General features: G+C 68.9%; 27 protein-coding genes. 17 read left to right on the forward strand and 10 right to left on the reverse strand.

Annotated elements, in window-relative coordinates:
* The first annotated feature begins 9 nt into the window (after positions 1-9).
* Positions 10-612 carry a M15 family metallopeptidase gene (locus K3U96_RS06500; protein WP_372514877.1) on the forward strand — a complete coding sequence of 201 codons (603 nt, stop codon included), beginning with the start codon at positions 10-12 and terminating at the stop codon, positions 610-612.
* A gap of 98 nt (positions 613-710) precedes the next feature.
* On the opposite strand, the gene dapD is transcribed toward K3U96_RS06500, so the two are convergent.
* Positions 711-1,655, reverse strand: coding sequence for a 2,3,4,5-tetrahydropyridine-2,6-dicarboxylate N-succinyltransferase (gene dapD / locus K3U96_RS06505; protein ID WP_220692447.1), 945 nt, complete (start codon positions 1,653-1,655; stop codon positions 711-713).
* 34 nt (positions 1,656-1,689) lie between these two features.
* On the opposite strand from dapD, the gene dapE reads away from it, so the two are divergent.
* The 4 genes from dapE to K3U96_RS06525 all read left to right on the forward strand — a co-directional run bounded on the left by dapE (position 1,690) and on the right by K3U96_RS06525 (position 6,281).
* Entirely contained in the window at positions 1,690-2,757 is a 1,068-nt protein-coding gene (gene dapE, locus K3U96_RS06510; protein WP_230982385.1) for a succinyl-diaminopimelate desuccinylase, read from the forward strand.
* An 80-nt stretch (positions 2,758-2,837) separates the two neighbouring features.
* Entirely contained in the window at positions 2,838-4,445 is a 1,608-nt protein-coding gene (locus K3U96_RS06515) for an ABC-F family ATP-binding cassette domain-containing protein (protein WP_220692449.1), read from the forward strand.
* A 66-nt stretch (positions 4,446-4,511) separates the two neighbouring features.
* Positions 4,512-5,633: a hypothetical protein gene (locus K3U96_RS06520; RefSeq protein ID WP_220692450.1), complete on the forward strand. Its 1,122-nt coding sequence runs from the start codon at positions 4,512-4,514 to the stop codon at positions 5,631-5,633.
* Positions 5,634-5,651: 18 nt separating this feature from the next.
* Positions 5,652-6,281, forward strand: a complete 630-nt coding sequence (locus K3U96_RS06525; protein ID WP_220692451.1) for a hypothetical protein — start codon at positions 5,652-5,654, stop codon at positions 6,279-6,281.
* 76 nt (positions 6,282-6,357) lie between these two features.
* Here K3U96_RS06525 and K3U96_RS06530 read toward each other — a convergent pair whose 3' ends face one another.
* Both K3U96_RS06530 and K3U96_RS06535 read right to left on the reverse strand, forming a co-directional pair.
* Positions 6,358-6,690 carry an ESX-1 secretion-associated protein gene (locus tag K3U96_RS06530; protein WP_220692452.1) on the reverse strand — a complete coding sequence of 111 codons (333 nt, stop codon included), beginning with the start codon at positions 6,688-6,690 and terminating at the stop codon, positions 6,358-6,360.
* Between the two features lie 44 nt (positions 6,691-6,734).
* On the reverse strand, positions 6,735-8,825 hold the full coding sequence (locus K3U96_RS06535) for an ATP-binding protein (protein ID WP_220692453.1): 2,091 nt from the start codon (positions 8,823-8,825) through the stop codon (positions 6,735-6,737).
* A gap of 28 nt (positions 8,826-8,853) precedes the next feature.
* Between K3U96_RS06535 and log the strand changes: the two genes are divergently transcribed.
* The 7 genes from log to K3U96_RS06570 all read left to right on the forward strand — a co-directional run bounded on the left by log (position 8,854) and on the right by K3U96_RS06570 (position 14,445).
* The gene (gene log / locus K3U96_RS06540; RefSeq protein WP_220692454.1) at positions 8,854-9,414 is read left to right on the forward strand and encodes a cytokinin riboside 5'-monophosphate phosphoribohydrolase; all 561 of its coding nucleotides are present in this window, start codon (positions 8,854-8,856) and stop codon (positions 9,412-9,414) included.
* A 56-nt stretch (positions 9,415-9,470) separates the two neighbouring features.
* Entirely contained in the window at positions 9,471-11,249 is a 1,779-nt protein-coding gene (fadD6, locus tag K3U96_RS06545) for a long-chain-acyl-CoA synthetase FadD6 (protein ID WP_069404723.1), read from the forward strand.
* A 23-nt stretch (positions 11,250-11,272) separates the two neighbouring features.
* On the forward strand, positions 11,273-12,148 hold the full coding sequence (folP, locus tag K3U96_RS06550; protein ID WP_069404722.1) for a dihydropteroate synthase: 876 nt from the start codon (positions 11,273-11,275) through the stop codon (positions 12,146-12,148).
* Entirely contained in the window at positions 12,145-13,104 is a 960-nt protein-coding gene (locus K3U96_RS06555; RefSeq protein WP_220692455.1) for a glucosyl-3-phosphoglycerate synthase, read from the forward strand. Before folP ends, K3U96_RS06555 begins: the two co-directional genes overlap by 4 nt.
* A gap of 30 nt (positions 13,105-13,134) precedes the next feature.
* Positions 13,135-13,512, forward strand: coding sequence for a DivIVA domain-containing protein (locus K3U96_RS06560; protein WP_069404720.1), 378 nt, complete (start codon positions 13,135-13,137; stop codon positions 13,510-13,512).
* Entirely contained in the window at positions 13,509-14,120 is a 612-nt protein-coding gene (locus K3U96_RS06565) for a DNA-3-methyladenine glycosylase I (RefSeq protein ID WP_271035557.1), read from the forward strand. Before K3U96_RS06560 ends, K3U96_RS06565 begins: the two co-directional genes overlap by 4 nt.
* A 157-nt stretch (positions 14,121-14,277) precedes the next feature.
* Positions 14,278-14,445, forward strand: a complete 168-nt coding sequence (locus tag K3U96_RS06570) for a DUF3117 domain-containing protein (RefSeq protein WP_005059648.1) — start codon at positions 14,278-14,280, stop codon at positions 14,443-14,445.
* Positions 14,446-14,454: 9 nt separating this feature from the next.
* Here the strand turns inward: K3U96_RS06570 and glgA are convergent, their stop codons facing one another.
* Positions 14,455-15,618 (reverse strand): glycogen synthase, encoded by a 1,164-nt coding sequence (gene glgA / locus K3U96_RS06575; RefSeq protein ID WP_220692456.1) that lies wholly within the window; start codon positions 15,616-15,618, stop codon positions 14,455-14,457.
* Between the two features lie 113 nt (positions 15,619-15,731).
* On the opposite strand from glgA, the gene glgC reads away from it, so the two are divergent.
* A complete protein-coding gene (gene glgC / locus K3U96_RS06580; RefSeq protein WP_069404717.1) occupies positions 15,732-16,946 on the forward strand; it encodes a glucose-1-phosphate adenylyltransferase in 1,215 nt (404 codons plus the stop codon).
* 62 nt (positions 16,947-17,008) lie between these two features.
* Here glgC and K3U96_RS06585 read toward each other — a convergent pair whose 3' ends face one another.
* The 6 genes from K3U96_RS06585 to K3U96_RS06610 form a co-directional block, all read right to left on the reverse strand.
* Positions 17,009-17,590, reverse strand: coding sequence for a DUF4126 domain-containing protein (locus K3U96_RS06585; RefSeq protein ID WP_220692457.1), 582 nt, complete (start codon positions 17,588-17,590; stop codon positions 17,009-17,011).
* Positions 17,591-17,623: 33 nt separating this feature from the next.
* A complete protein-coding gene (locus K3U96_RS06590; protein ID WP_069404715.1) occupies positions 17,624-18,298 on the reverse strand; it encodes a methyltransferase family protein in 675 nt (224 codons plus the stop codon).
* Positions 18,299-18,314: 16 nt separating this feature from the next.
* Positions 18,315-19,931 (reverse strand): ABC transporter permease, encoded by a 1,617-nt coding sequence (locus tag K3U96_RS06595; protein WP_220692458.1) that lies wholly within the window; start codon positions 19,929-19,931, stop codon positions 18,315-18,317.
* Positions 19,928-20,848, reverse strand: a complete 921-nt coding sequence (locus K3U96_RS06600) for an ABC transporter ATP-binding protein (RefSeq protein WP_220692459.1) — start codon at positions 20,846-20,848, stop codon at positions 19,928-19,930. Before K3U96_RS06600 ends, K3U96_RS06595 begins: the two co-directional genes overlap by 4 nt.
* Positions 20,845-21,504 (reverse strand): TetR/AcrR family transcriptional regulator, encoded by a 660-nt coding sequence (locus K3U96_RS06605; RefSeq protein ID WP_220692460.1) that lies wholly within the window; start codon positions 21,502-21,504, stop codon positions 20,845-20,847. Before K3U96_RS06605 ends, K3U96_RS06600 begins: the two co-directional genes overlap by 4 nt.
* A gap of 104 nt (positions 21,505-21,608) precedes the next feature.
* Positions 21,609-22,268 carry an O-methyltransferase gene (locus tag K3U96_RS06610; protein ID WP_069404711.1) on the reverse strand — a complete coding sequence of 220 codons (660 nt, stop codon included), beginning with the start codon at positions 22,266-22,268 and terminating at the stop codon, positions 21,609-21,611.
* 177 nt (positions 22,269-22,445) lie between these two features.
* Between K3U96_RS06610 and sigE the strand changes: the two genes are divergently transcribed.
* The 4 genes from sigE (at position 22,446) to tatB (ending at position 25,660) form a co-directional block, all read left to right on the forward strand.
* Positions 22,446-23,201: an RNA polymerase sigma factor SigE gene (gene sigE / locus K3U96_RS06615; RefSeq protein WP_069404710.1), complete on the forward strand. Its 756-nt coding sequence runs from the start codon at positions 22,446-22,448 to the stop codon at positions 23,199-23,201.
* An 89-nt stretch (positions 23,202-23,290) separates the two neighbouring features.
* Entirely contained in the window at positions 23,291-23,686 is a 396-nt protein-coding gene (gene rseA / locus K3U96_RS06620) for an anti-sigma E factor RseA (RefSeq protein ID WP_220693423.1), read from the forward strand.
* Positions 23,687-23,754: 68 nt separating this feature from the next.
* Positions 23,755-25,245 (forward strand): serine protease HtrA, encoded by a 1,491-nt coding sequence (htrA, locus tag K3U96_RS06625; protein WP_220692461.1) that lies wholly within the window; start codon positions 23,755-23,757, stop codon positions 25,243-25,245.
* Position 25,246: 1 nt separating this feature from the next.
* On the forward strand, positions 25,247-25,660 hold the full coding sequence (gene tatB / locus K3U96_RS06630) for a Sec-independent protein translocase protein TatB (protein WP_069404708.1): 414 nt from the start codon (positions 25,247-25,249) through the stop codon (positions 25,658-25,660).
* The last annotated feature ends 2 nt before the right edge of the window (positions 25,661-25,662 follow it).

Consider the following 25,662-nt stretch of genomic DNA (forward strand, 5'->3'; position numbering starts at 1 on the left):
CGCTACGCGGTGGGCCCAGAGGGCGACACCCCGCCGAACGTCGGGAGTTTACGCACGCTCGCCACTCTGGCGACGGCGGCAGTCGCGGCGATATTGCTGTGCGCGTGCGGCACGCCCGCGCCTGCGCCGCGGCCTGCGCCCGTCATCGAACCGCTACACATCGGCGCCGCCGCCTCCGACACGGTGGGCGGCTGGCTGCCCGCGGGTAGGACACTGTCCCCGTTCGACGTATCCGACCCGATCGTGGGATGGCTCGACCCGTTGCTGCTCAAAGCCGTTCAAGACGCCGCCCGTGCGGCCGCGGCCGACCGCATCGACATGCGGATCACCTCCGGCTGGCGAACACCAGGCTTTCAGCAGCGCCTGTTCGAGATCGGCGTGCAGAAGTACGGAAGCGTCGAGGCCGCCCGGGAGTTCGTCGCCGCACCGGAGGTGTCGAAGCATGTCACCGGTGAAGCCGTCGACATCTCACCGGTGCAGGCCGACATGTGGTTGATCCACAACGGGTCTCGGTTCGGGCTGTGCCAGACCTACGCCAACGAGATTTGGCATTTCGAACTCGCGGCGGTCGACGGGCGCTGCCCTCCGCTGAAGCCCAACGCGGCAAGTTAAGGTTCGCGAGCGTGCGTGAACTCCGGGTTTTCGACGGCGTGTCGCGCTCCGGGCCCACCGCGTAGCGCGGGGAACACGCACGCTCGCGCAAAGGTGAGCTAGTTCTGGTGCAGCGCTTCGTTGAGCGTGATGCCGCTGCCGTCGCGGTTGACCACCTCCACCGCGCCGGTGACCGAATTGCGCCGGAACAGCAGGTTGTTGGCGCCGGACAGGTCACGCGCCTTGACCGTCTGGCCGTCGCCGGTCTGCACCTTGGTGCCCGCGGTGACGTACAGACCCGCCTCGACCACACAGTCGTCGCCCAGCGAGATACCCAGGCCCGCATTGGCGCCCAGCAGGCAGCGCTTGCCCACCGAGATCACCTCGGTGCCGCCGCCGGACAGCGTGCCCATGATCGACGCGCCCCCGCCCACGTCGGAGCCGTCGTCCACGACCACGCCCGCCGAGATCCGGCCCTCCACCATTGAACTGCCCAGCGTGCCGGCGTTGAAGTTGACGAACCCCTCGTGCATGACGGTAGTGCCGGATGCCAGATGTGCGCCCAGCCGCACCCGGTCGGCGTCGGCCACCCGCACCCCGGAGGGCAGCACGTAGTCGACCATCCGCGGGAACTTGTCGACGCCGTAGACGGTGACCGGCCCGCGTCGGCGCAGCCGGGCCCGCACCGTCTCGAACCCCTCCACCGCGCACGGGCCGTGGTTGGTCCACACCACGTTGGTCAGCAGCCCGAAGAAGCCGTCGGCGTTGAGCCCGTGCGGGGCCACCAGCCGGTGCGAGAGCAGGTGCAGCCGCAGATATACGTCGTAGGCGTCGACCGCCTTGTCGTCCAGCGACACGATGTCGGTGCGCACGGCGACCGTCTCCACCCCGCGGTCGGTGTCGCGGCCGGTGAGCGCGCCGAGGTCCTCGGGCACCTCGGCCGTCGAGAGCCGGGTGGTGCCGGCGGGGCCGTCCCCGCTGAGTTCGGGGGCCGGGAACCAGGTATCCAGGACGGATCCGTCGGCGGCGATGGTCGCAAGGCCGACGCCAGAAGCAGCAGTCACGTGGCAAGAGGCTACTCGACTAGCCTCAAGCGGTGTGGGCCTGGACTTACACGCTGATCCGATCGCGTTGACCGCGGCGCTGGTGGACATTCCCAGCGAGTCGCGCAACGAGCAACGCATCGCCGACGAGATCGAGGCCGCGCTGCGCGAGCAGACCACCGGCTTCGAGATCGTCCGCAACGGCAACGCCGTTCTGGCCCGCACCGACTACGGCCGACCGTCGCGGGTGCTGCTCGCCGGCCACACCGACACCGTGCCCGCCGCCGACAACCTGCCCAGCCGGCGGGAAGGCCCGCATCTCTACGGTTGCGGTACCTCCGACATGAAATCCGGCGACGCGGTCTTTCTGCACCTGGCCGCGACGGTCCCCGAACCGCGCCACGACATCACGCTGGTGATGTATGACTGCGAGGAAATCGAAGCGAGCGCAAACGGTTTGGGCCGCATCGAGCGCGAACTGCCCGACTGGCTGGCCGCCGACGTCGCGGTGCTCGGCGAACCGTCGGGCGGATACATCGAGGCCGGCTGCCAGGGCACGCTGCGCGTCGTCGTCACCGCCGCGGGAACCCGCGCGCACTCCGCGCGATCCTGGTTGGGCGACAACGCCATTCACAAGCTCGGGGCTGTGCTGGAGCGACTGGAAACCTATCGGGCCCGCAGCGTCGACATCGACGGCTGCGTCTACCGCGAAGGGCTCTCGGCGGTCGGCATCGACGGTGGGATCGCGGGTAACGTCATCCCCGACGCGGCGTCGGTGACGGTGAATTTCCGCTTCGCGCCCGACCGCAGCCCGCGGCAGGCACTCGATCATGTGCACGAGGTGCTCGACGGCCTCGAGGTGCAGATCACGCTGACCGACTCGGCGGCGGGCGCGCTGCCCGGCCTGACCAAGCCGGCGGCCGCGGCGCTGGTGGCGGCCGCAGGCGGACAGGTGCGGGCCAAATACGGGTGGACCGACGTCGCACGGTTCGCCGCGCTGGGCATCCCGGCGGTCAACTACGGACCCGGCGACCCGAACCTGGCGCACCGCGCCGACGAACGGGTGGACACCGCGGCCATCACCGCCGCCACCGAGACGCTGCGGCGGTATTTAACCGGTTGACCGGATCCGTACGCTGAAAGTATGCGGTGAGACAACGACTCCGGTGCCCCCAGTCGTCTCAGTCCAGAGAGCTCTCTCGCATGTCTTCCATCGTCTGTTCCCGCCTGTCGTTCGCCTGGCCGGACGACACCCCGCTGTTCGACGACCTGTCGGTCACCGTCGGGCCGGGCCGCACCGGCCTCGTCGCACCCAACGGTGCGGGCAAGAGCACGCTGCTCAAGCTCGTCGCAGGTGAATACCGGCCCACCAGCGGGACGGTCACCGTGGACGGCACGCTGGGTTACCTGCCGCAGACGCTGCCGTTCGTCGCCGACCGCACCGTGGCCGAAGTGCTGGGTGTCGCCCCGATCATCGCCGCGCTGAACGCCCTGGCCGCCGGTGAGGCCGGCGACGACGTGTTCGCCGCGATCGGCGAGGACTGGGACATCGAGGAGCGCACCAGGGCACAACTCGACCGGCTCGGGCTGGGCCACATCGCGTTGGACCGCGCGCTTGGTTCGCTGTCGGGCGGCGAGGTGGTTTCGGTCGGGCTGGCCGGTGAACTGCTGAAGCGCCCCGACGTGCTGCTGCTCGACGAGCCGACCAACAACCTCGACGCCGACGCGCGCCACAAGCTCTACGACGCGCTCGACGACTACACCGGATGCCTGCTGCTGGTCAGCCACGACCGGGTGCTGCTGGACCGGATGGACCGCATCGCCGAGCTGCGCCGCGGCGAAATACTCTTGTACGGCGGCAATTTCACGATGTACACCGAGGCAGTGAACGAGGCGCAGCGGGTCGCCGAGAGCACCCTGCGCAGCGCTGAACAACAACTCAAACGCGAAAAGCGCGACATGCAGGTGGCCCGCGAACGCGCGGCGCGACGCGCCTCCACCGCCGCACGCAACCTCAAGGACGCCGGGCTGCCGAAGATCGTCGCAGGCGCCAGGAAGCGCCGGGCCCAGGAGTCGGCGGGGCGGGCCGACGACGTGCACGCCGCGCGGGTCGGCGACGCCAGGGCACGCCTCGACGACGCCGAGCGCAGCCTGCGCAGCGACGACGCCATCGTGCTGGACCTCCCGCAGACCGACGTGCCCGCCGGGCGCACGCTGCTGACGCTGGAGGGCGTGGCTGTGCGTCGCGGCGGGCGCACCCTGTTCGCCGACGTCGACCTGAGCGTGCGCGGCCCCGAACGCATCGCACTCACCGGGCACAACGGCGCCGGTAAATCCACCCTGCTGCGGGTCATCGACGGCACGCAGGCTCCCGACGCCGGCGCTGTTCGCCGGGCCGACGTCCGGGTGGCCTACCTGTCACAGCGTCTGGACCTGCTCGATCCGCGGCACTCGGTCGCCGAGAGCCTCGCCACGTTCGCGCCCGGCCTCTCGGACACCCGGCGTCGGCATCTGCTCGCACAGTTCCTGTTCCGCGGTGACCGGATCCACCTGCCGATCGGGGCGCTCTCCGGCGGCGAGCGGCTGCGCGCCACGCTGGCCTGTGTGCTTCACCGCGAACCCGCCCCGCACCTGCTGCTGCTCGACGAACCCACCAACAACCTCGATCTGGTCAGCGTCGGGCAACTTCAATCCGCGCTCACCGCCTACCGCGGGGCGTTCATCGTCGTCAGCCACGACGAACGATTCCTGGCCGAAATCGGTGTTCAGCGCTGGTTTCGGCTGTCCGGCGGCCGCGTGCAGCCGGCATAGTCGGCCCTGCTCGGTGCGGAATTACGCGGATCGACAGCTACCGCCGGCACGGTAAATTTGAACGTCATGGGGATCATGCCCGATGTCAGCCCCTACGGGTCGCAGACGGTGACCGGCCCTGGCTGGCCGAACGTCGACGAAGCGGTGCTGGCGGCGGCCGCGGCGGCCTATGAGGCGTTTGCCGCGAAATTGACCGGGACCGTGGTGCCCCAACAGCAGGGCCAGCTGATGCAGCTGTCCGACTCATGGGAGGGCGCCGGATCGCTGGCGGCGGCCGGGGAGGCCAGCACGATCATCGGCGGTCACGAGGCCAACGCCGCGCAGGCCGCGGCGATCGCGGCCAAACTCCGCGCGATGGAGGCCACCGTCGTCAAGACCAAGATGCTGGCCAACACGATCGCCCAAGAGGTTCAGCACGAATGCGAGGCCATCGCGGCGATGCCGTTCAGCAACGCCCAGGAACTGGTGCAGAGCCGGGTCAAGATGGGGCTCTCCCAGAACATCGCCAACGTGACGACGAACACCACGGAGCTGGCTAACACGCTGGCGGTGCCGCCGAGCATCCCGTTCATCGGCGCTCCGCCGGTGCCCGGCGCCAAGGAAGCCCAAGACAGCACGGACGAGGCCGCCAAACAGGCCGGTCAAGGCCCTCAGCAGGCGATGCAGATGGCCAGCCAGATGGGCTCGATGGCCGCCCAGCTGCCCATGCAGATCGGTCAGGCCGTGATGGCGGTGCCGCAGCAGATGGGCCAGCAGCTGTCGCAGCCGTTGCAGCAGCTGATGTCGATGTTCGGGCAGGGCGGCAAGGCCGACTCGCTGGGCGCGGCGGGGCTGCCGTTCTCGTCGTTCTCCAACCATCCGCTGGCGGGTGGCTCCGGCGCCGGCGGGGGCTCGGGCATGGTGCGTGCGGCAGGGCTGCCGGGATCCGGCGGCGTCCCGCTGCAGACCCCACAGATGGCCAACCTGGTCGGCAGCAAGCCGGTGAGCACCGCGCCTGCCGAGGGTGCGGCGGCCGGATCCACGGTGGCAGGGGGCGTTGCGCCGATGGCCGCTGGGGCAGGCGGAATGGGCGGGATGGCGCCGATGATGGGCCAGCGCGGCGCGAGCGGTGGCACCGTGGCAGGGTTGTCGGCGCCCGCGCCGCTCGAACACGACCTCGACGAAGACGACGTCGACGACGACTGGTGACGGTAGGGGAGATACGCGATGTCTAGTCCGCTGAGAAAGCCCGAGGGCATCAGCTGGAACGCGGCCGGGATCGAATTACCGCAAGTACCAACGATTCCCGCGGGACAGGATGCGATGAGCTCGACCATCGCCGCCGTGCTGCCGACGCTGGGCGCCCAGCTGGCCGCCAACGTGGCGGCGCTGTCGGCCAAGGAGAACACGTTCTCCGGCAAGGTCGGGGCCGCCCAGGCGGCATATGCGAACTCCGATGACGCCGGTTCGCAGTCGGTGGGTCAGGTCGTCGGGATGCTGGGCCAACTCGGCCAACAGGCCGGCCAGATGGGGCAGTCCGCGGGCGCGCCCGTACAGGCGCTCGGCGGGCAGACCGGCATGTTCGGGTCGCTGATGCAGCAAGCCATGCAGGGAGGCCAAGGCACCGGCGGCACAGGCGCGACGGGCGCAGGCCAGGGCGCGGGTGCGCCGCCGCCACCGCGCGAGAACGCCGCCGAGGAACGCGAACCGTTGCAGCGCGAACCGTTGCAGCGCGCCGAGGACGACGCCGCAGGGCCCGGCGAGAGCCGCGCGGGTTCGGGCCCGGCGCCCGTGACACCGCCGGAGCGCCCGGACACCGGCAACACCGGCGACGACGACGTCGCGCGCAGGCTGTAACCGTCGGCGTTTTTGCGTTCAGGGTCGTCGCCGGCCGCGATCGGCAGCCCTCCGCGCAAAATTCCGAGACTTGGTATCAGTCGGCGGAGCTGTTCAGCGCCTCGGTCGCCGCCCTGAGCCGTTCGGCGCCCTTCTGGTCGCCCTGGTCGTACATCTGGGCAGCCTTCTGCAGAAGTTCGGCGATGGTGCTGCCGGAGGTGGCCGTCGTCTGCATGGTGCCGTGGCGGGTGCCGAGCACCCCGGACAGCGCGGTGCTCACCGCGGACGCGATGGCCCCGTGGGTGGTCTGCACACCGGTGGCCTCGGTCGCGCCCGAGCCCATCAACTGCGACAACCCCTCGACGACGCGGTCGTGGATCTGGGCATAGGACCGCACACCGTCGGTTTGTACGTACAGGTCGCCGCTCATGCCTGAAATTCTAGAGCCGTCGCGGCACCTACCCTGACACCGATTCAGCGCTGGGCGCGACTCTGCGCCGATGCGTCCTCGGCCGCCCGCTTCATCCCGATCGTGGCGTATCGCGCCGACACGTCGGCCAAGGCGTTCGCGTTCCGGGCCACCAGCGCGCGCGCATGCTCCAGCGCCAACTGAGCCACCGCGCAATCGCATTCGGCGCCGATCCGGGTCAGCGCGTCGACGGCGCGCATGTCGCCGAGGCGCACCGCGTCGAGCAGGGCCCGCAGCGCTACCGCCCACTGTCCGCCACGTTCGGCGCTGCGCACCGCATCGCGCGCCGCCGCCACCGCGCCGTGCTGGTCGCGGCGGGCCGCCGTCGTCCACGCCCGGGCAAGCGCGAGTTCGGGCGCAAACAGCATCGACTTCAGCCCGTGCCGGGATTCTGCGCGCGACAACGCCTTTCCCGCTTCGACCGTCGCGCCCAGCTGCCCCAACGCTTGCGCAAGCAGCATCCACGCCAGCGGGCCCCAGGAGTACCCGGTCGGCGCCAGCGCGGCGGCGGCAGGACGCAACAGCCGTACCGCCTCCTCCAGCTCGCCCTTGGCGATCAGCACATCGGCGACCAGTACGTCGCCGATCGCGCGGCCCGGCTGCTGCAACTGCGCGAAGTCGGCGAGCCGTTGGCCCAGCGCCTGCGCGTCGTCCAGCGCGGCGGTCATCGCCAGCGCAGTGGTTTGCCCGAAGCCGCTGGTGAACCGCAGCAACCCGGGATGTCCGGCGGCGATGGCGCGTTCGGCCAGCGTGTCGACCTCGCCGAAACGTCCCATCCGCGCGGCGCTCAACGCGGCAGCGGCCGCCGCCCAGCCGACGGCGGTGTCGTCGGCCGCCTGCGACGACAGCACCTCGTCGGCGATCTGCTTGGCCCGCGCGGGGCTGCCCGCGTTCATCGCGAACGTCGCCGACAGCGCGTCCAGCGTGGTCCTGGCCGACGGGGAGGTCACCCGGTTGCGGGTGGCCTGCAGGAACGCGGTGGCCCGCTCCGGTTCGGACAGCATCCAGAACTGGTTGGCCGCCCGCGGCAACGCCCACGCCATCAACTCGGTCTCCGACAGCGCCGACGGATCCACCTCGTCCAACACCGCGTCGGCGTCGCGGCCCCTGCCCTGCCACGCCAGCGCGTAGCCCAGCGTCAGGCGGGTGCGCAGATCGGGTGCACGCCGCAGCGCGGCCCGGCCGAGCCGTTCGGACAGCACCAGGTCGCCGAGCCGCAGCGCCTCCTCGGCCGCGGTGACCACCTCGGCGGGCGGCTGTGGACTGTCGCAGTCCAGCGCCAACACCGCGCGCCGCAACCGGGCGACCACACCGTCATCCGGCGCGGCGGCCAACCGGTCGATCACCTCGGTGCGCAACCGGCGCAGTTCGGGCCCGCCCAACGCGTCGCGCACCGCGTCGACGAAAAGCGGATGAGCCGGCCGCACCCGGTCCTGGTCGATCACGATCGCGCCGCAGGACTGCGCCTCGTCCAGCGCATCGCGGCCCAGCAGCGCCACGACCGAGGTCAGCGGCAGCGGATCGTCCACGGCCAGGAACCGCAGCGCCCGTTGCCCGGCGTCTGGCAACGAACGCACGAAGTCGTCGACCACGGTCGCCAGCCTGCGCTCGTCGTGGCCCGGCGGCTGCAACTCGACGTGCTCGAGCAGCCCGTCCTGCCACAGCGTCGAAATCTGCTCGGCGACAACACCGTTCGGTGCGACGGTCACGATCAGCGTAGCGGCGGCGCTGACCGCCAACTGGTAGATCAGCGCCGCGGACAGCCGGTCCAACAGATGCGCGTCGTCGACCACCAGCAGCCGGCCGTCGCCCAACGTTTCGCGGCCGGTGCGCAGCACCTCCGCGGTCTTGCCCGCGCTGGGGATGTCGATCAGATGGCTGACCGCGGCGAACGGAACCGCCGACATCGGTGTCGTCGCGGTGACCCAGTCGACGCGGTCGAACCGTGCACCGAACCGGTCGGCGGCCGCGCGGGCCAGCGTCGTCTTACCCACCCCTGCGGGCCCGATCAACACCGCGCCGGCGCGCTCGGACACGCCGGTGTCGACGGCGTCCAGAATCGGCTCGGGCGGCGCGGTGACCCACTCAACTGGCACGGCCGGATCATATGGTCAGCTTGTCCGCATGTCCGCAGAACCCGACCGCCAATGGGCGGTATGTGTCTACTGCGCGGCAGGGCCGATGCATCCAGAACTGCTCGACCTGGCCGCGCGCGTCGGTGCGGCGATCGCCATGCGCGGCTGGACCGTGGTGTCCGGCGGCGGAAACGTGTCGGCGATGGGGGCGCTGGCCAACGGGGCCAGGGCGCGCGGCGGCTGCACCGTCGGTGTCATCCCCAAGGCGCTGGTGCACCGGGAGGTAGCCGACGTCGACGCCGACGAGCTCATCGTCACCGACACCATGCGTGAGCGCAAACAGGTCATGGAGGATCGCGCCGACGCGTTCATCGCGTTGCCCGGCGGCATCGGCACGCTCGAGGAGTTCTTCGCTGCCTGGACCGCGGGATATTTGGGTATGCATGAAAAACCGGTGGTGATGCTGGATCCCGTCGGACACTACGCCGGCCTGATCGCGTGGCTGCACGGCTTGGTCGACAGCGGATACGTCGCCCAGGAGGCGATGGATCGGCTGGTGTTCGTCGACGACGTCGAGGCGGCGTTGGATGCGTGCGCACCCCGCGGGTGAGGGTACGTGCCGGTAACTAGGGTGATGCGCACACCAGGAAGTGAGGGGAGTCGAGCATGACTGACGACACGTCGGGAACACGCACCAGCGTCGGGTTGCTGGACATCGCCGGGCGGTTGCCGAGCATGCTGCTCGACGCGCCGACGATCCTTCGCGGGGTGATCACCGGCTTCGGAGCCCGTCCGTCGGCCAAGACGTCGATCGGCAAGGTGTTTCAGGACCGCGCGGCCAAGTACGGCGACAAGGTGTTCATCAAGTTCGGCGATGAGCAGATCAGCTACCGCGAGGCCAACGAGACCGCCAACCGCTACGCGGCGGTGCTGGCCGCGCGCGGGGTGGGGCACGGCGACGTCGTCGGGATGATGCTGCGCAACTCGCCGGAGGCCGTGCTGGTGATGCTGGCCGCCGTCAAGTGCGGTGCGATCGCGGGAATGCTGAACTACCACCAGCGCGGCGACGTCCTCAAGCACAGCCTCGGGCTGCTGGGCGCCAAGGCCGTCGTCGCCGAGACCGACTTCGTCGACCCGATCACCGAAAGCGGCGCCGACACCGGCGGTCTGATGACCGACGACGAGCTCAAGCGTCTGGCTGCCACCGCGCCGACGACCAACCCGGCGACCACCGCGGCCGTGCTCGCCAAGGACAAGGCGTTCTACATCTTCACCTCGGGCACCACCGGCATGCCCAAGGCCAGTGTGATGACGCACTACCGGTGGCTGCGCGCACTGGCCGGGTTCGGCGCGCTGGGTATGCGGCTGCACGGCCGCGACACCCTGTACTGCTGTCTGCCGCTGTACCACAACAACGCGTTGACGGTGGCGTTGTCCTCGGTGCTCAGCTCGGGTGCGACGCTGGCGCTGGGCCGCTCGTTTTCGGCATCGAAGTTCTGGGACGAGGTGATCCGCTTCGACGCCACCGCGTTCGTCTACATCGGTGAGATCTGCACCTATCTGCTCAACCAGCCGCCGCGCGCCGTCGACCGCCAGCACAAGGTCCGGGTGATCTGCGGCAACGGGTTGCGTCCGGCGATCTGGGACCAGTTCACGGAACGGTTCGGCATCGCGCGGGTCTGCGAGTTCTACGCGGCCAGCGAGGGCAACACCGCGTTCGTCAACGTGTTCAACATCGACAAGACCACCGGGATCTGCCCGTCGCCGGTCGCGTTCGTCGAGTACGACGCCGACACCGGCGAACCCGCGCGCGGCGCCGACGGCCGGGTGCGCAAGGTACGCAAGGGCGAACCGGGCCTGCTGCTGTCGAAGATCAGCAGCTTCCAGCCGTTCGACGGCTACACCGACAAGGAAGCCAGCGAAAAGAAGTTGGTGCGCAACGTATTTCGCGACGGCGACGTGTGGTTCAACACCGGCGACCTGATGCGCTCGCAGGGTTTCGGCCACGCGGCGTTCATCGACCGGCTCGGCGACACCTTCCGCTGGAAGGGGGAGAACGTCGCGACCACCGAGGTGGAGTCGGCCATCTCCACCGACCCGCAGGTCGAGGAGGCCACGGTGTTCGGCGTCGAGGTGCCCGGTACCGGCGGCCGGGCGGGCATGGCCGCGATCCAGCTCAAGGACGGCCAGGAGTTCGACGGTAAGGCGTTGGCCAAGGCGGTCTACGACAAGCTGCCCGGCTACGCGGTGCCGCTGTTCGTGCGGGTGGTCTCCGAGCTCGCCTACACCTCGACGTTCAAGAGTCAGAAGGTCGATCTGCGCAAGGAGGGCTACGGCCCCGACGTCGAGGACCCCATCTACGTGCTGTCCAGCCGCGAAGAGGGCTACATCGAGTTCTACGAGGAGTACCCCGACCACGTGAAGGCCGGCAAGCGCCCCAAGTAATCGCAGGACCGTAGCCTGGAAGGGTGCAGTCGACGTTTCTGGGCCGCCCGGTCGCCGGTGATCGAGCGCTGATCATGGCGATCGTCAACCGGACGCCCGACTCGTTCTACGACCGCGGCGCCACCTTCGCCGACGAGGCGGCCAAGGCCGCCGTGCACGCCGCGATCAACGACGGCGCCGACGTCATCGACGTGGGCGGCGTCAAAGCCGGTCCGGGCGGACCCGTCGACACCGACGAGGAAATCGCCCGGGTGGTGCCGTTCATCGAATGGCTGCGCGGCGCCTACCCCGACCAGCTGATCAGCGTCGACACCTGGCGTTCGACGGTGGCCAAGCAGGCCTGCGCCGCCGGCGCCGATCTGATCAACGACACCTGGGCCGGCCATGACGCGGCGCTCCCGGAGGTCGCCGCCGAATTCGGGGCGGGGCTGGTCTGCTCGCACACCGGCGGCGCGGCGCCGCGGACCCGCCCGTTCCGGGTCAACTACGGCACCACCGCGCGCGGCGTCGTCGACGACGTCATCGCCGAGGTGACCGCCGCCGCCGAACATGCGGTGAAGCTGGGCGTGGCACGCGACGCGGTGTTGATCGATCCGACCCACGATTTCGGCAAGAACACTTACCACGGTCTTAGTTTGTTGCGCCATGTAAAAGACCTTGTAAACACTGGGTGGCCGGTCCTGATGGCGCTGAGCAACAAGGATTTCGTCGGGGAGACTCTGGGTGTGGGTTTGACCGACCGCCTGGAGGGCACGCTTGCCGCGACGGCACTTGCCGCCGCCGAAGGCGCTGCCATGTTCCGAGTGCACGAGGTGGGACCCACGCGACGCGTACTCGAAATGGTCGCGTCGATTCAGGGCTCGCGTCCACCGACGCGCACGGTGAGGGGATTGGCATGACATTGCTCTCGCAGTTGACACCGGACACGGCCGGGACTGACAGCACCGCGCAGTGGCTGGCCGACCGCAGCTGGAACCGGCCATCGTGGAGCATCGCCGACCTCGAGGCCGCCAAGGGCGAGCGCACCGTGTCCGTGGTGCTGCCTGCGCTCAACGAGGAGGAGACCGTCGGCGGCGTCATCGAGACCATCGCACCGCTGCTCGGCGGGCTTGTCGACGAGCTGATCGTGCTGGACTCCGGGTCCACCGACGACACCGAGATCCGCGCGCTCGCCGCGGGCGCCCGGGTGATCACCCGCGAGGCCGCGCTGCCCGAGGTCGAACCGCAGCCCGGCAAGGGCGAGGTGCTGTGGCGCTCGCTTGCCGCCGCCACCGGCGATGTCCTGGTGTTCGTCGACTCCGACCTGATCGATCCCGACCCGATGTTCGTGCCCAAGCTGCTGGGACCGCTGCTCACCGCCGACGGCGTGCACCTGGTGAAGGGCTTCTACCGGCGCCCGCTCAAGGTCAGCGGCAGCGAGGACGCCAACGGCGGAGGCCGCGTCACCGAACTGGTGGCACGGCCGCTGCTGGCCGCGCTGCGCCCGGAGCTCAGCTGCCTGTGCCAGCCGTTGGGCGGGGAGTACGCCGCCACCCGGGAACTGCTGATGTCGGTGCCGTTCGCACCCGGCTACGGCGTGGAGATCGGTCTGCTCATCGACACCTACGACCGGCTCGGGCTGGACGCCATCGCGCAGGTCAACCTTGGGGTGCGCAGCCACCGCAACCGGCCGCTGACCGAGCTGGCCACGATGAGCCGCCAGGTCATCGCCACCCTGCTGTCGCGCTGCGGGGTGCTGGATTCCGGGGTGGGGCTGACCCAGTTCTTCGCCGACGGCGACGACTACACGTCGCGGACGTCCGCGGTTTCGCTGACCGACCGGCCGCCGATGGCCACGTTGCGCCCGCAGGGCTGATTGTCGGGGCGTTCAGGCAGTATCGACAGCGTGACGCTCGTTTTGGTGTACCTGCTCGTGCTGGTTCTGATCGCGATTGTGCTGTTCGCGCTGGGCAGCGTCCTGTTCGGGCGCGGTGAGCCGCTGCCGCCGTTGCCGCGCGGCACGACGGCCACCGTGTTGCCCGCCTCCGGGGTCACCGGCGCCGACGTCGACGCGATCAAGTTCACCCAGACCTTGCGCGGCTACAAGACCAGCGAAGTGGACTGGGTGCTGGACCGGTTGGGTCAGGAGCTGGATCTGGTGCGCGGCCAGTTGGCGGCCGTGCGCGCGGCGTACGGGGTCGACGACGACGGCGTCGGTGCGCAAGATGACGACGTCGAGGCCGGCGGCGTGCATGCGGCGCCGTCATCGCAGGACGAAACGTGACCACTGACGACGGCCGAATCCGGTGCGGCTGGATCGACCAGTCCCGCCTGGCACCTGCCGACTACGTGCTGTACCGCGACTACCACGACATCGAGTGGGGCCGGCCGCTGCGCGACCCGGCGGCGTTGTTCGAACGCGTCAGCCTCGAAGCGTTCCAGAGCGGGCTGTCCTGGCTGATCATCCTGCGCAAGCGGGACAACTTCCGGCGTGCCTTCCACGGTTTCGACGCGGCGCGCATCGCCCGCTACACCGACCGTGACATCGAGAGGTTGATGGCGGACACCGGAATCGTGCGCAACCGCGCGAAGATCGAGGCCACCATCGCCAACGCGCGCGCGGTCGCCGATCTCGGCGATGACGGGGTGGACCTGGCCGAGCTGCTGTGGTCGTTCGCGCCTGCCCGGCGGGCCCGGCCGGTCGACCTCGCGCACGTCCCGGCGGTGACCCCGGAATCGACCGCGATGGCCAAGGAACTCAAGCGTCGCGGCTTCCGCTTCGTGGGCCCGACGACCGCATACGCGTTGATGCAGGCCACCGGAATGGTCGACGACCACACTGCCGACTGCTGGGTTCCGGCGACCTCTGCGGGGCCGCCGGTACGGCCTTAAGCCGGGTCTTTGCACACCGACCGGCTGCGATAGGGAAGAATAGGGGGAGTTCAGTAGCAGTTCAGCGTCGGGAGCTGCCGACCGGTGGGCACTCTCGGCCCCGACCGAGCCCGCTGGCTAGTCCCCGGCGGGCGGCTCATTGTGGAGGGAGCACTCGATGGCGGCGATGAAGCCCCGGACCGGCGACGGTCCACTGGAAGCGACAAAGGAGGGGCGCGGCATCGTGATGCGAGTACCACTGGAGGGCGGTGGGCGTCTCGTCGTCGAATTGACTCCTGACGAAGCCGCGGCGCTGGGCGACGAACTCAAAAACGTCACCAGCTAGACCAGCGAGCTACGAACACACCTTGCGGTAGATCTCCAGGGTCTGCTCGGCGATGTGCGACCAGGCGAATTCCTGGATGCACCGCTGCCGACCCGCCTGACCGTAGCGCCGTGCCGTGTCGGGATCGGCGATCAACTCGTTGACCGCCTGAGCCAGCCGCTCCTCGAACCCCGCTGGGTCCTCCGGGGCATAGCCCACCAGCAGGCCGGTCTGGCCGTCGGCCACCACCTCGGGGATCCCGCCGACGTCGGAGGCCACCACCGCCGTCGCGCATGCCATCGCTTCCAGGTTGACGATCCCCAGCGGTTCATACACCGATGGGCACACGAAAACCATTGCAGCAGAGACTATTTCGCGAATCTTGCCGACCGGCAGCATTTCCCGGACCCAGAACACGCCGCTGCGGGCGCGGGCCAGCTGCTGCACGGCCTCGGTCACCTCGGCGGCGATCTCGGGGGTGTCGGGCGCACCGGCACACAGCACCAGTTGGACGTCGGGTGCGAACCGGTGCGCCGCGGCGACCAGATGCGCGACGCCTTTCTGCCGGGTGATGCGCCCGACGAACGCCACGATCGGACGCGACAGGTCCACGCCGAGCTCGGCCAGCACCGACTCATCCGGTTCGGGCGCAGCCGGGTACCACACCTCGGTGTCGATGCCGTTGCGCACCACATGCACCCGGTTGGGATCCAGGACGGGATAGGTGCGCAGGACATCGTCGCGCATGCCCGAGCTCACCGCGATCACGGCATCAGCAGCCTCCACCGCGGTCTTCTCCACCCACGATGACACCCGGTAACCGCCGCCGAGCTGTTCGGCCTTCCACGGCCGCATCGGCTCGAGTGAATGCGCGGTCAGCACATGCGGGACGCCGTACAGCAGCGCCGCCAGATGGCCGGCCAGCCCGGTGTACCAGGTGTGCGAATGCGCGACGGTGGCCTGCGCGGCGGCGTTGACCATGGCCAGGTCCGCCGACAGCATCGTCAGCGCCGGGTTGGCGCCCAACAGGGCCGGATCCGGTTGCGCGACGAAGGCATCCGTACGCGGCGCGCCCATACAGTGCACGTCGACGTCGCACAGGTGGCGCAGTTGCGCGACGAGTTCAGTGACGTGCACCCCCGCGCCGCCGTAAACCTCGGGTGGGTATTCCCGGGTCATCATCGCCACCCGCATGGACACGACGATAGTGACGACCGCCGACCGTCGCAGCCTCCGTGCGGGCGAGACCGCCGAAACGATGGTGTCAATGGCTGGCAGCCGGGAGAACCGGCCGATAGGTTTGAAATATGAGGGAATTGCCACACGTGCTGGGCATCGTCCTGGCCGGCGGGGAGGGCAAGCGGTTGTATCCGCTGACCGCTGACCGAGCGAAACCGGCGGTTCCCTTCGGCGGCGCCTACCGGCTGATCGATTTCGTGCTGTCGAATCTGGTCAACGCCCGATACCTGCGCATCTGCGTGCTCACCCAGTACAAATCGCATTCGCTTGACCGCCATATCTCGCAGAACTGGCGGCTCTCGGGTCTGGCCGGTGAATACATCACCCCGGTGCCGGCCCAGCAGCGGCTCGGCCCGCGGTGGTACACCGGTTCGGCCGACGCCATCTACCAGTCGATGAACCTCATCTACGACGAGGATCCCGACTACATCGTCGTGTTCGGTGCCGACCACGTCTACCGGATGGACCCCGAGCAGATGGTCCAGTTCCACATCGAAAGCGGTGCGGGCGCGACGGTCGCGGGCATCCGGGTCCCGCGCGCGGAGGCCACCGCGTTCGGGGTGATCGACGCCGACGAGTCGGGGCGTATCCGCAGCTTCATCGAGAAGCCGGCCGATCCGCCGGGCACGCCGGACAATCCCGACGAGGCGTTCGTGTCGATGGGCAACTACATCTTCACCACCAAGGTGCTCATCGACGCGATCCGCGCCGACGCCGACGACGACCACTCCGACCACGACATGGGCGGTGACATCATCCCGCGCTTGGTCGCCGACGGGATGGCCGCCGTGTACGACTTCAACAACAACGAGGTTCCCGGCGCGACAGAACGCGATCACGGCTACTGGCGTGATGTGGGAACCCTCGATGCGTTCTACGACGCGCACATGGATCTGGTGTCGGTGCACCCGGTGTTCAACCTGTACAACAAGCGCTGGCCGATCCGCGGCGAGATGGAGATGCTGGCGCCGGCGAAGTTCGTCAACGGTGGCTCGGCGCAGGAGTCGGTGGTCGGTGCGGGCAGCATCGTTTCGGCTGCGTCCGTGCGTAATTCGGTGCTGTCATCCAACGTCGTCGTCGACGACGGGGCCATCGTGGAGGGCAGCGTGATCATGCCGGGAACCCGGGTGGGCCGCGGCGCGGTGGTGCGCCACGCGATCCTCGACAAGAACGTCGTGGTCGGCCCGGGCGAGATGGTGGGGGTCGATCTGGACAAGGACCGGGAGCGGTTCGCGATCAGCGCGGGCGGTGTGGTCGCGGTCGGCAAGGGCGTCTGGATCTAACCGCAGCTTGCCGCGAAATAGCATTCCGGGTCGCAAATCGCCCGGGTGGACTGCCGTAGGTGCTATCTCGGCGCGACTCGGCGGCGTCGGCGCCGTAACCGCAGCGCCCCCCACACCAGCGCGGCGACCGCCACCAGCACCAGCACTGGAACCAGGATCGCCACGAAGACCAGGCCGATGCTGACGCCGTCCTCGACGGTGCTGAGCACGGGTGCGGCCACCCCGGCGGTGGCAACGTTGGCGGCCGGACGCACCGTCGACTTGGTCAGCGACACCACCAACGCGACGACGACCCCGATGACCACCGGTATCCATTGCCCGGACTGGGCGAACGCACCGGGATCGGTGACCGCGGCGGTCTGGGCCGCGGTGCCCGACCCGAACACGATGCCGCCCGCGGTCGGGCGGACGAAGGTCTGGATGGCGTCGTTGACGGTGTCGAGCGCGGGCACCTTGTCGGCGACGACCTCGACGACCAGCAGCACCGCGACGATCAGCATGACCCAGCCGTTCTCCAGCCATGCCCAGCCGTGCGGCAGCGCCACCAGATCCGTGAACCGCGACAACAGGCCGAGCGCCAGCAGGGGGATGTAGGCGTTGAGGCCCGCCGCGGTGGCCAACCCGAAGCCGGTCAGCACTTCCATGCGATCAGTATGGGGGCCGACAGGCCAACCGCGTCACCACACGCCGGGCACCAACCGGTAACGCACCTGCTCGGTGTACTCCCGGTAGCCGGCCAACTCCGCACGCAGCATCGACTCCTCGTCGAGCACGCGGACCGCGAGGATCAGCAGCGACGGCGCGATCGGCAACAGCCCCCAATACGAGTCGAGCGCAAGCGGGGTGCCGATCATCATGATCGTCGTGCCGAGGTACATCGGATGGCGCACCAGGGCGTACAGACCCGTCGAGACGAGCTTCTGCTCGGCTTCCACCGTGATGGTGGCCCCGGCGTAGTTGTTCTGGATGACCACGGCTTGGGCCATGGTGAGCCCTGACCACACGAGCACATTGCCGAGGATGACCACCGCGGTCGGCACGGTGGACCAGCCGAACCGGTGGTCGAATGCGCTGACCACCAAAACGGCCACCACGGCAAGGACCGTCCCGGCGATGGCGAGCTTCTGCACCGCACGGCTTTCGGCGAACGGACCCGCGCGCATGCGGCGGCGCAGCGCGTCCGGCATCCGCACCGCGAGATAGACGGTCGGACCCAATGTCCCCACGATGAACACCGCGATGAAAACCCAAGCCTGCCAGTAGTCGAACGTGCCGGCGGGCCAGAACAACGCCAGGCCGAAAAACACGAACCCGAAGACGGCAGATGCCATCACCTGTAACGCGATCTTCATGGTTACCTCCGGCTTCCTACATCGCGTCGCGCCGCCGGAACACCAGTCCCGCGAGCGTCGTCAGTCCGGCGGCGACGACGACCATCACGCCCATCGCGGTCACGGGCACATCCAACGGCACCGTGGTCCGGCCGACCGGCGAGAGGTCGAGCAGCCACTGCGGAAGTCGCAGCAGGGCACCGAGATACAGCGACACGACCACGAACGTGACGACAAGCCAGGCGATCCAGGTCTGCCGCAGCGCGAACGCGACCGCTGCGATGCCCGCGATCACCGCCATCGCCGGAAGGTGCGCCAGCGCGGCGAGCGTCAGACGAATGACGGTCTCGGGTTCACCGAGGGTGACAGCGGCGCCGATGCCGTTGCCCAGGCCCGCGCTGAACAGCAGCACCAACGCCCCGACCAGCGATGCCCCGACCGCCGAAAGCAGCCAGCGCCACCGCGATACGGCGCCGGCCAGCACCGCCTCGGCGATGCCGGACTGTTCGTCAGCGTTGAGCCGCAACACGGCGATCGCGACGAACGCGGTGGCCGCGGCGGCCAGAAACTGGGTCATCGAGGTGTAGATGCCGTCGTTGCCCTGCGCGGAGAGCATGCGGGCGACCAACTCGTTCTCTTCGGCCATGTCCAACAGCGACTGGGTCAGCGACCCGAACGACAGGCCGGCCAGGAACAGCCCGACCGACCAGCCGATGATCTGACCGCGCTGTTGGATCAGGTACAGCCCCAACACGCCGCGGATGGGTGGAGCGTCGGGATGCTCACCTCCGGACGGCAGCCTGCCCGCGTCGTACTCGCGGGAACGCTGCAGCACGGCGGTGGTCACCAGAAGCGCGGCGGCCAGCGCGACGAGCATGGCCAACGGCCACCACCGCAGATCGACGAAGGCCCGCATCTGCTGTGCCCACGCGATGGGGGAGCACCAGCTCAGTGCGCTGCCCGAATGGTCGATCACATCGCCGACCCCGCGCACCACCACCGCGGCGCCCAGCACCGCCATCGCCATCCCGGTGGCAAGGCGTGCCGTGCGCCACAACTGTGCGGTCACCGCGGCGACAGCACCGAACACCATTGCCACACCGGCGATCCCGACGCTCACCGCCGCCGAATCGATCACGTCCAGCCCGGTCGCCGCGGTCGCGACGGTCATCGTGACCGCGAGCACGGCGTTGAGCCCGGCCACGACGACGATCGCCGCACCGGTGGGTGCATACCGGCCCACCGGCGCTGCCAACACCAATTCGGCTGCGCCGCGCTCTTCTTCGGCGCGGGTATGTCGCACCACGGTGAGTATGGCCAGAATCGAGGCGGCGATGATGACGCTGAGCATCACCTCGTTGGCGAACATCGCGCCGATGTCGGTTTCGTTGCGGCCGAACATCGGACCGCTGAACATGATGCCGGCCGGCGTCTTGATCAGGTTCGCCCGCGCGACGCGGTCGGCCTCCTCTGGATACGCCAGTTCGAACGCGGTGGGCGTGTACCACATGGTGAGCGTCAACGCCGCGATCCAGACCGGCAGCCGGATACGGTCGCGGCGCAGAGCCAACGCGATCAACCGGCCCGTGCCGGTCATCGAGGAGTCCGGTTGACGCGTATGGCGCGCGGTGACGCTGGTTGTGGTGGCGGTCATCGTTGGGCCCCTTGGTATTCCCGAAGGAACATGTCCTCGAGGGAGGCCGGGGACACCGACAGTTCATCGATGCCCAGCGCGCTCAACTGGCTCATGGCGCGGTCGAGATCGTCCCGGTCGACCGCGAACGTGCACACGCCGTCTTCGGCGGCGAAGTCGTGCACGAACGGAGCCGAGCGCATCCCGTCCATGGTTGACCGGGTGCGCACCTTCACCGTCGTGCGCATCAGATGCCGCAACTCAGCGAGGCGCCCGGCGCGCACAGTACGGCCGGCGCGGATGATCGTCACCGAATCGCAGAGGCGCTCCACCTCGGCGAGGATGTGGCTGGACAGCAGCACCGACGAGCCGTTATCGGCAGCTTCCTGTACGCACCGCTGAAACGCCTTGTCCATCAACGGGTCCAGTCCCGAGGTGGGTTCGTCGAGTATGTAGAGTTCGGCGTTGGTGCTGAACGCTGCGATCAGCGCGACCTTCTGCCGGTTGCCCTTGGAGTAGGTGCGCGCCTTCTTGTCGGGGTCCAGCTCGAAGCGCTCGATCAACTCGTCGCGCCGGTTGGTGTCGAAGGCGTCGCGCAGACCGGCCAGAAAGTCGATCGCCTGCCCGCCGGTCAGGTTGGGCCACAACGTCACATCGCCGGGCACGTAGGCGATCCGCCGGTGCAGTGCCACCGCGTCGTGCCACGGGTCCGCGCCAAGCAGCTTCACGGTGCCGCCGTCGGCGCGCAGCAACCCGAGCAGGACGCGGATGGTGGTCGATTTGCCCGCGCCGTTCGGTCCGAGGAACCCCGCGATGCTGCCGGGTTCGACGACCATGTCCAGTCCGTCGAGCGCCTTGGTGTGCCCGAATCGTTTTCTCAGCCCCCGTATTTCGACAGCAGGGACGGTGTCAACTCGTGGCCGCGACGTCGTCGTCATATGTCTGTCTCTCCTTGCTCGGGTGCTTGCTGGGCTTCGCGCTGACCGAGAAACGCGTCGTACATGGTGGAGTCGACCATCAGTCCTTCGGTGAACACCTCGAGGGTGGGCAGCACCATCTCATCGCTGTAGTCGCGCAGCACCGCACGCAGATCGGTGGGGTTGTCGTGCATCTGCAGGTACAGCAGGAACCCGCCACCGCCGGTGAGCGCCATGTATTTGGCCCGGGCCGCGGGGTCGCGGCTGGGTTTGAGGACGCCGTTGCGCACACCCTCGGCCAGGTACTCCTCGGTGTTGGCGATCATCTTGCGCCACAACGTCTTGGCCAACTCGCTGCCGGACTGCATGCTGCGCACGAGGTAGGCCATCAGCGGGGCGTAGGACTCGATCTCGGCCATCTGCGCGAACCACGTCGCCGGGTCGTTGGCTCGCATCGACTCGAGCTTGCCGCTGCGGATCTGTTCGGCGATGTAGTCGTCACACGCTTTGCGCAGCCCCACCTTGGACCCGAAGTGGTGGATCACCAGCCCCGCGGAGACGCCGGCCGCCTCGGCGACCGTCCGAAGGCCGACGTGAAACCCGTGCTGGCCCCATTGGTCGATCGCGGCATCGCGGATTCGGGCGATGGCGGTGCGATCATCAGGAGCTGAACGCATGTTCAATACACTAAACGCCCGTTTAGCCGATGGTCAAGGTTTGTGTGCGTTCAGGCGCGCTGAGCGCAACAAAACGCACACAGATCGCGCGAGGAGGAGGGGGATCAGTCGCGGGCGGCGGCCAGCAGGCCGTCGCCCAGCGGAATCAGCACCGGCGTGAGCCGCTCGTCTTCGGCGATCAGCCGCGCGGCTTCGCGCACCGCCGTCACCTCGGGGTCGTTGGCGCGGGCATCGCCGGCGCGGCCGTCCAGCGCGGCCCGGTGCACGACGATCGCGCCGCCGGACCGCAGCAGCCGCACGCCCTCGACGACGAACTGCGGCTGATCGACCGGGTCGGCGTCGATGAACACCAGGTCGTAGGACTCATCGGCCAACCGGGTGAGCACATCCTGCGCCCGGCCGCTGATCAGCCGCGTGCGGCCGGGCCCGATGCCGGCCTCGGTGAACGCCTGCTTGGCGATGCGCTGATGTTCGGGCTCGACGTCGATGGTGGTGAGCACGCCGTCCTCCCGCATGCCCGACAACAGCCACAGCCCGCTGACCCCGGCGCCGGTGCCCACCTCGACGACGGCCTTGGCGCCGGTCAGCTTTGCCAACACGCACAGCAACGCACCGACCGCTGGGGTGACCGCGCCCGCGCCGATGTCGTCGGCGCGTTCCCGGGCGGCGGCGACGATCGCGTCCTCGGAGATCGACTGCTCGGCGTGCCCGACGATCGATTCAGCGCGGCTTTGCTGACCGCTGCTGTCATCGGACCGTGCCATGCCCGCAGCGTAGAGCTAACCCGCGTAGCCCGACAGCCCGACACGCCCGGGCCGGTGTGCCAGGATCGGCCGGAAGTGGGGCAGTTTCTGCAGGTGGAAAACGGGTAGACAGCATTCTCAGGAAATGTTCAGTTTGCTCATATGCCAACCACACCAGGGTCGGAGACCGTATTGCCCATGGACGACGGCACACGCTGGCATTCCGGGAATAACGACGGCGATTTTCGCGTTTCCGCCGACATCGAGCCGTCGATCCGTGATGGCGGCTGTGACCAGGAGGATCTGACGATTTCAACTGCCCCTAGCGCCCCGGTTTCGATGGCCCACCTCGAGCAGTACACGGATGGGACCTGGGTTGAGCCGTCCGACGAGTTGACCGGCACCGCGGTGTTCGACGCCACCGGTGACAAGTCGACCATGCCGTCGTGGGACGAGTTGGTGCGTCAGCACGCCGACCGGGTGTACCGCCTGGCCTACCGGCTCTCGGGCAACCAGCACGACGCCGAGGACCTGACCCAGGAGACCTTCATCCGCGTCTTCCGGTCCGTGCAGAACTACCAGCCCGGCACGTTCGAGGGCTGGCTGCACCGCATCACCACGAACCTGTTTCTCGACATGGTCCGCAGGCGCGGCCGCATCCGGATGGAAGCGCTGCCCGAGGACTACGACCGGGTGCCCGCCGAGGACCCCAACCCCGAGCAGATCTACCACGACTCACGGTTGGGTCCTGACCTGCAGGCCGCGCTGGACTCGCTGCCGCCGGAGTTCCGCGCCGCGGTCGTCCTGTGCGATATCGAGGGCCTGTCCTACGAGGAGATCGGCGCGACGCTCGACGTCAAGCTGGGCACCGTCCGCAGCCGCATCCACCGCGGTCGCCAGGCATTGCGCGAGTATTTGGCCAAGCACAGCGACGAGACGGCAAAAACAGCCTGACCTTTGCAGGTCTTGGCGCACGCGCCGCGCTACATTCGAGTAAGCACCGGCAGTAAGCAGCGACAGTGCGAAACGAGAGGAGCTCGGTGATGGTCGACCGGGGACATGTGTTCCGTCGGGCGTTTTCCTGGCTGCCTTCTCAGTTCGCCTCGCAGAGCGACGCACCGGTCGGCCCGCGCCAGTTCAGCTCCACCGAGCACCTCTCCACCGAGGCCATCGCGGCCTTCGTCGACGGGGAACTGCGGATGAACGCCCACCTGCGCGCGGCCAGCCACATGTCGATGTGTCCGCAGTGCGCGGCCGAGATCGACGCCCAGCGTCAGGCCCGCGCGGCGTTGCGGGAGTCGTGCCCCATCGTCGTCCCGACGGAGTTGTTGGGCCTGTTATCGGAGATCCCCCACCATGCGTCGCCGCAGCCGCCCGCCGAGGCGGACCCACCAGAGTTTGCTGAGGGCGTGACGCGATCACGGCGTAAACGCCGGTAGGGTAGTGCGGATATGAGCAGCGGCCTGCGTCGGCGATCGTGGGCGCTTCCACAGAGGGTGATAAACGGGTGACCAATCTGGACCAGTCCGGCCGTGAGCGCCTCGAACCGCGCCCTGTCTCGCGCCCGCCGGTCGATCCGGCGGCGCGGCGCGCGTTCGGCCGCCCCGACGGGGTCAACGGCTCGTTTGTCGGCCTGGATCGCTACCGCAATCAGTCCGAGTACACCCCCAGGGATCACACCCCGGACCCGGTGCTTGCCGAGGCGTTCGCCAGACCGCACCCGGGGGTGGACTCGCTGCAACGTCACCCCGCCGACGCCGGCGCGCTGGAAGCCGAACGCGACGGACAGGGCGCCGACGCGGCCGCCGATCCGTGGCGCGATCCGGGCGCCCCGGTCGCGTTGGGCACACCTGCGCTGCGCGAGTCGCCGCGCGCGCCCGTCAACGTCAGCACCGGCAAGCTCAGCGTGCGCGACGTGCTGTTCGGCGGCAGGGTCTCCTATGTGGCGCTGGCGGTCCTGGGGATCGCCGCCATCGTCATCGGGTTCGCCGGCGGCTGGGTGGGCCGCACCACCGCCGAGGTGGTCGAAGCGTTCACGACGTCGAAGGTGACGCTGGAAACCAGCGACACCGAGCAGCCGCCGGAGGGCCGGTTCGCCAAAGTCGCTGCCACCGTGGCTGATTCGGTCGTCACGATCGAGGCGAAAAGCGACCAGGAGGGTTCGCAGGGCTCAGGGGTCGTCGTCGACCCCCGCGGTTACATCGTCACCAACAACCACGTCATCTCTGAGGCCGCCAACAACCCCAGCAAGTACAAGATGACCGTGGTGTTCAACGACGGTAAGGAAGTGCCCGCCAACCTGGTCGGGCGCGACCCCAAGACCGACCTGGCCGTGTTGAAGGTCGACAACGCCGACAATCTCAGCGTGGCCCGGATGGGCGATTCGGACAAGTTGAACGTCGGTGACGAGGTGATCGCCGCCGGCGCCCCGCTGGGGCTGCGCAGCACGGTGACCGCGGGCATCATCAGCGCGCTGAACCGGCCGGTGCCGCTGTCGGGCGACGGTTCGGACACCGACACCGTCATCGACGGTCTGCAGACCGACGCACCGATCAACCACGGCAACTCCGGCGGGCCGCTGATCGACATGGACGGCAACGTCATCGGTATCAACACCGCGGGCAAGTCGCTGTCGGAGAGCGCCAGCGGGCTCGGGTTCGCCATCCCGGTCAACGAAGTGAAATCCGTGGTGGAGGCGTTGATCCGCGACGGCAAGATCGCGCATCCGACGCTGGGGCTGACGGCCCGCTCGGTCAGCAACGAGCTGGCGTCCGGAGCGCAGGTGGCCAACGTCAAAGCCGGCAGCCCCGCGGAGCGGGCAGGCATCCTGGAGAACGACGTCGTCGTCAAGGTGGGTAACCGCAAGGTGGCCGACGCCGACGAGTTCGTCGTCGCCGTCCGCCAGCTCAAGGTCGACCAGCCCGCCCCGATCGAGGTGCTGCGCGACGGTCGCCCCGTCACGCTGACGATCACGCCGATCCCCGACAACACCGTCTGACATGTTCGCCAACGTCGGCTGGGGCGAGATGCTGATCCTGGTCATCGCCGGTCTGGTGATCCTCGGGCCCGAACGGCTGCCCGGCGCGATCCGCTGGACGTCGACGGCGCTGCGCCAGGCGCGCGACTACATCAGCGGCGCCACCAGCCAGTTGCGCGAAGACCTCGGGCCGGAGTTCGACGATCTGCGCGAGCCGCTGGGCGAGCTGAACAAGCTGCGCGGTATGACGCCGCGCGCCGCGCTCACCAAACACCTGCTCGACGGCGATGATTCGATCTTCACGGGCAGATTCGACGGCCCCCGGGTCGACAAGCCGGTGAGCTCACCGGCGCCCACCCCGCAGGTGGCGCCCCCCTCGGCCGGCGCCCCACCGCAACCGCCCGCGGTGACGCCGTTCGACACCGACGCCACCTGAGC

Origin of the sequence: Mycolicibacterium holsaticum DSM 44478 = JCM 12374 (assembly GCF_019645835.1) — a bacterium.
Taxonomy (GTDB): Bacteria; Actinomycetota; Actinomycetes; order Mycobacteriales; family Mycobacteriaceae; genus Mycobacterium; species Mycobacterium holsaticum.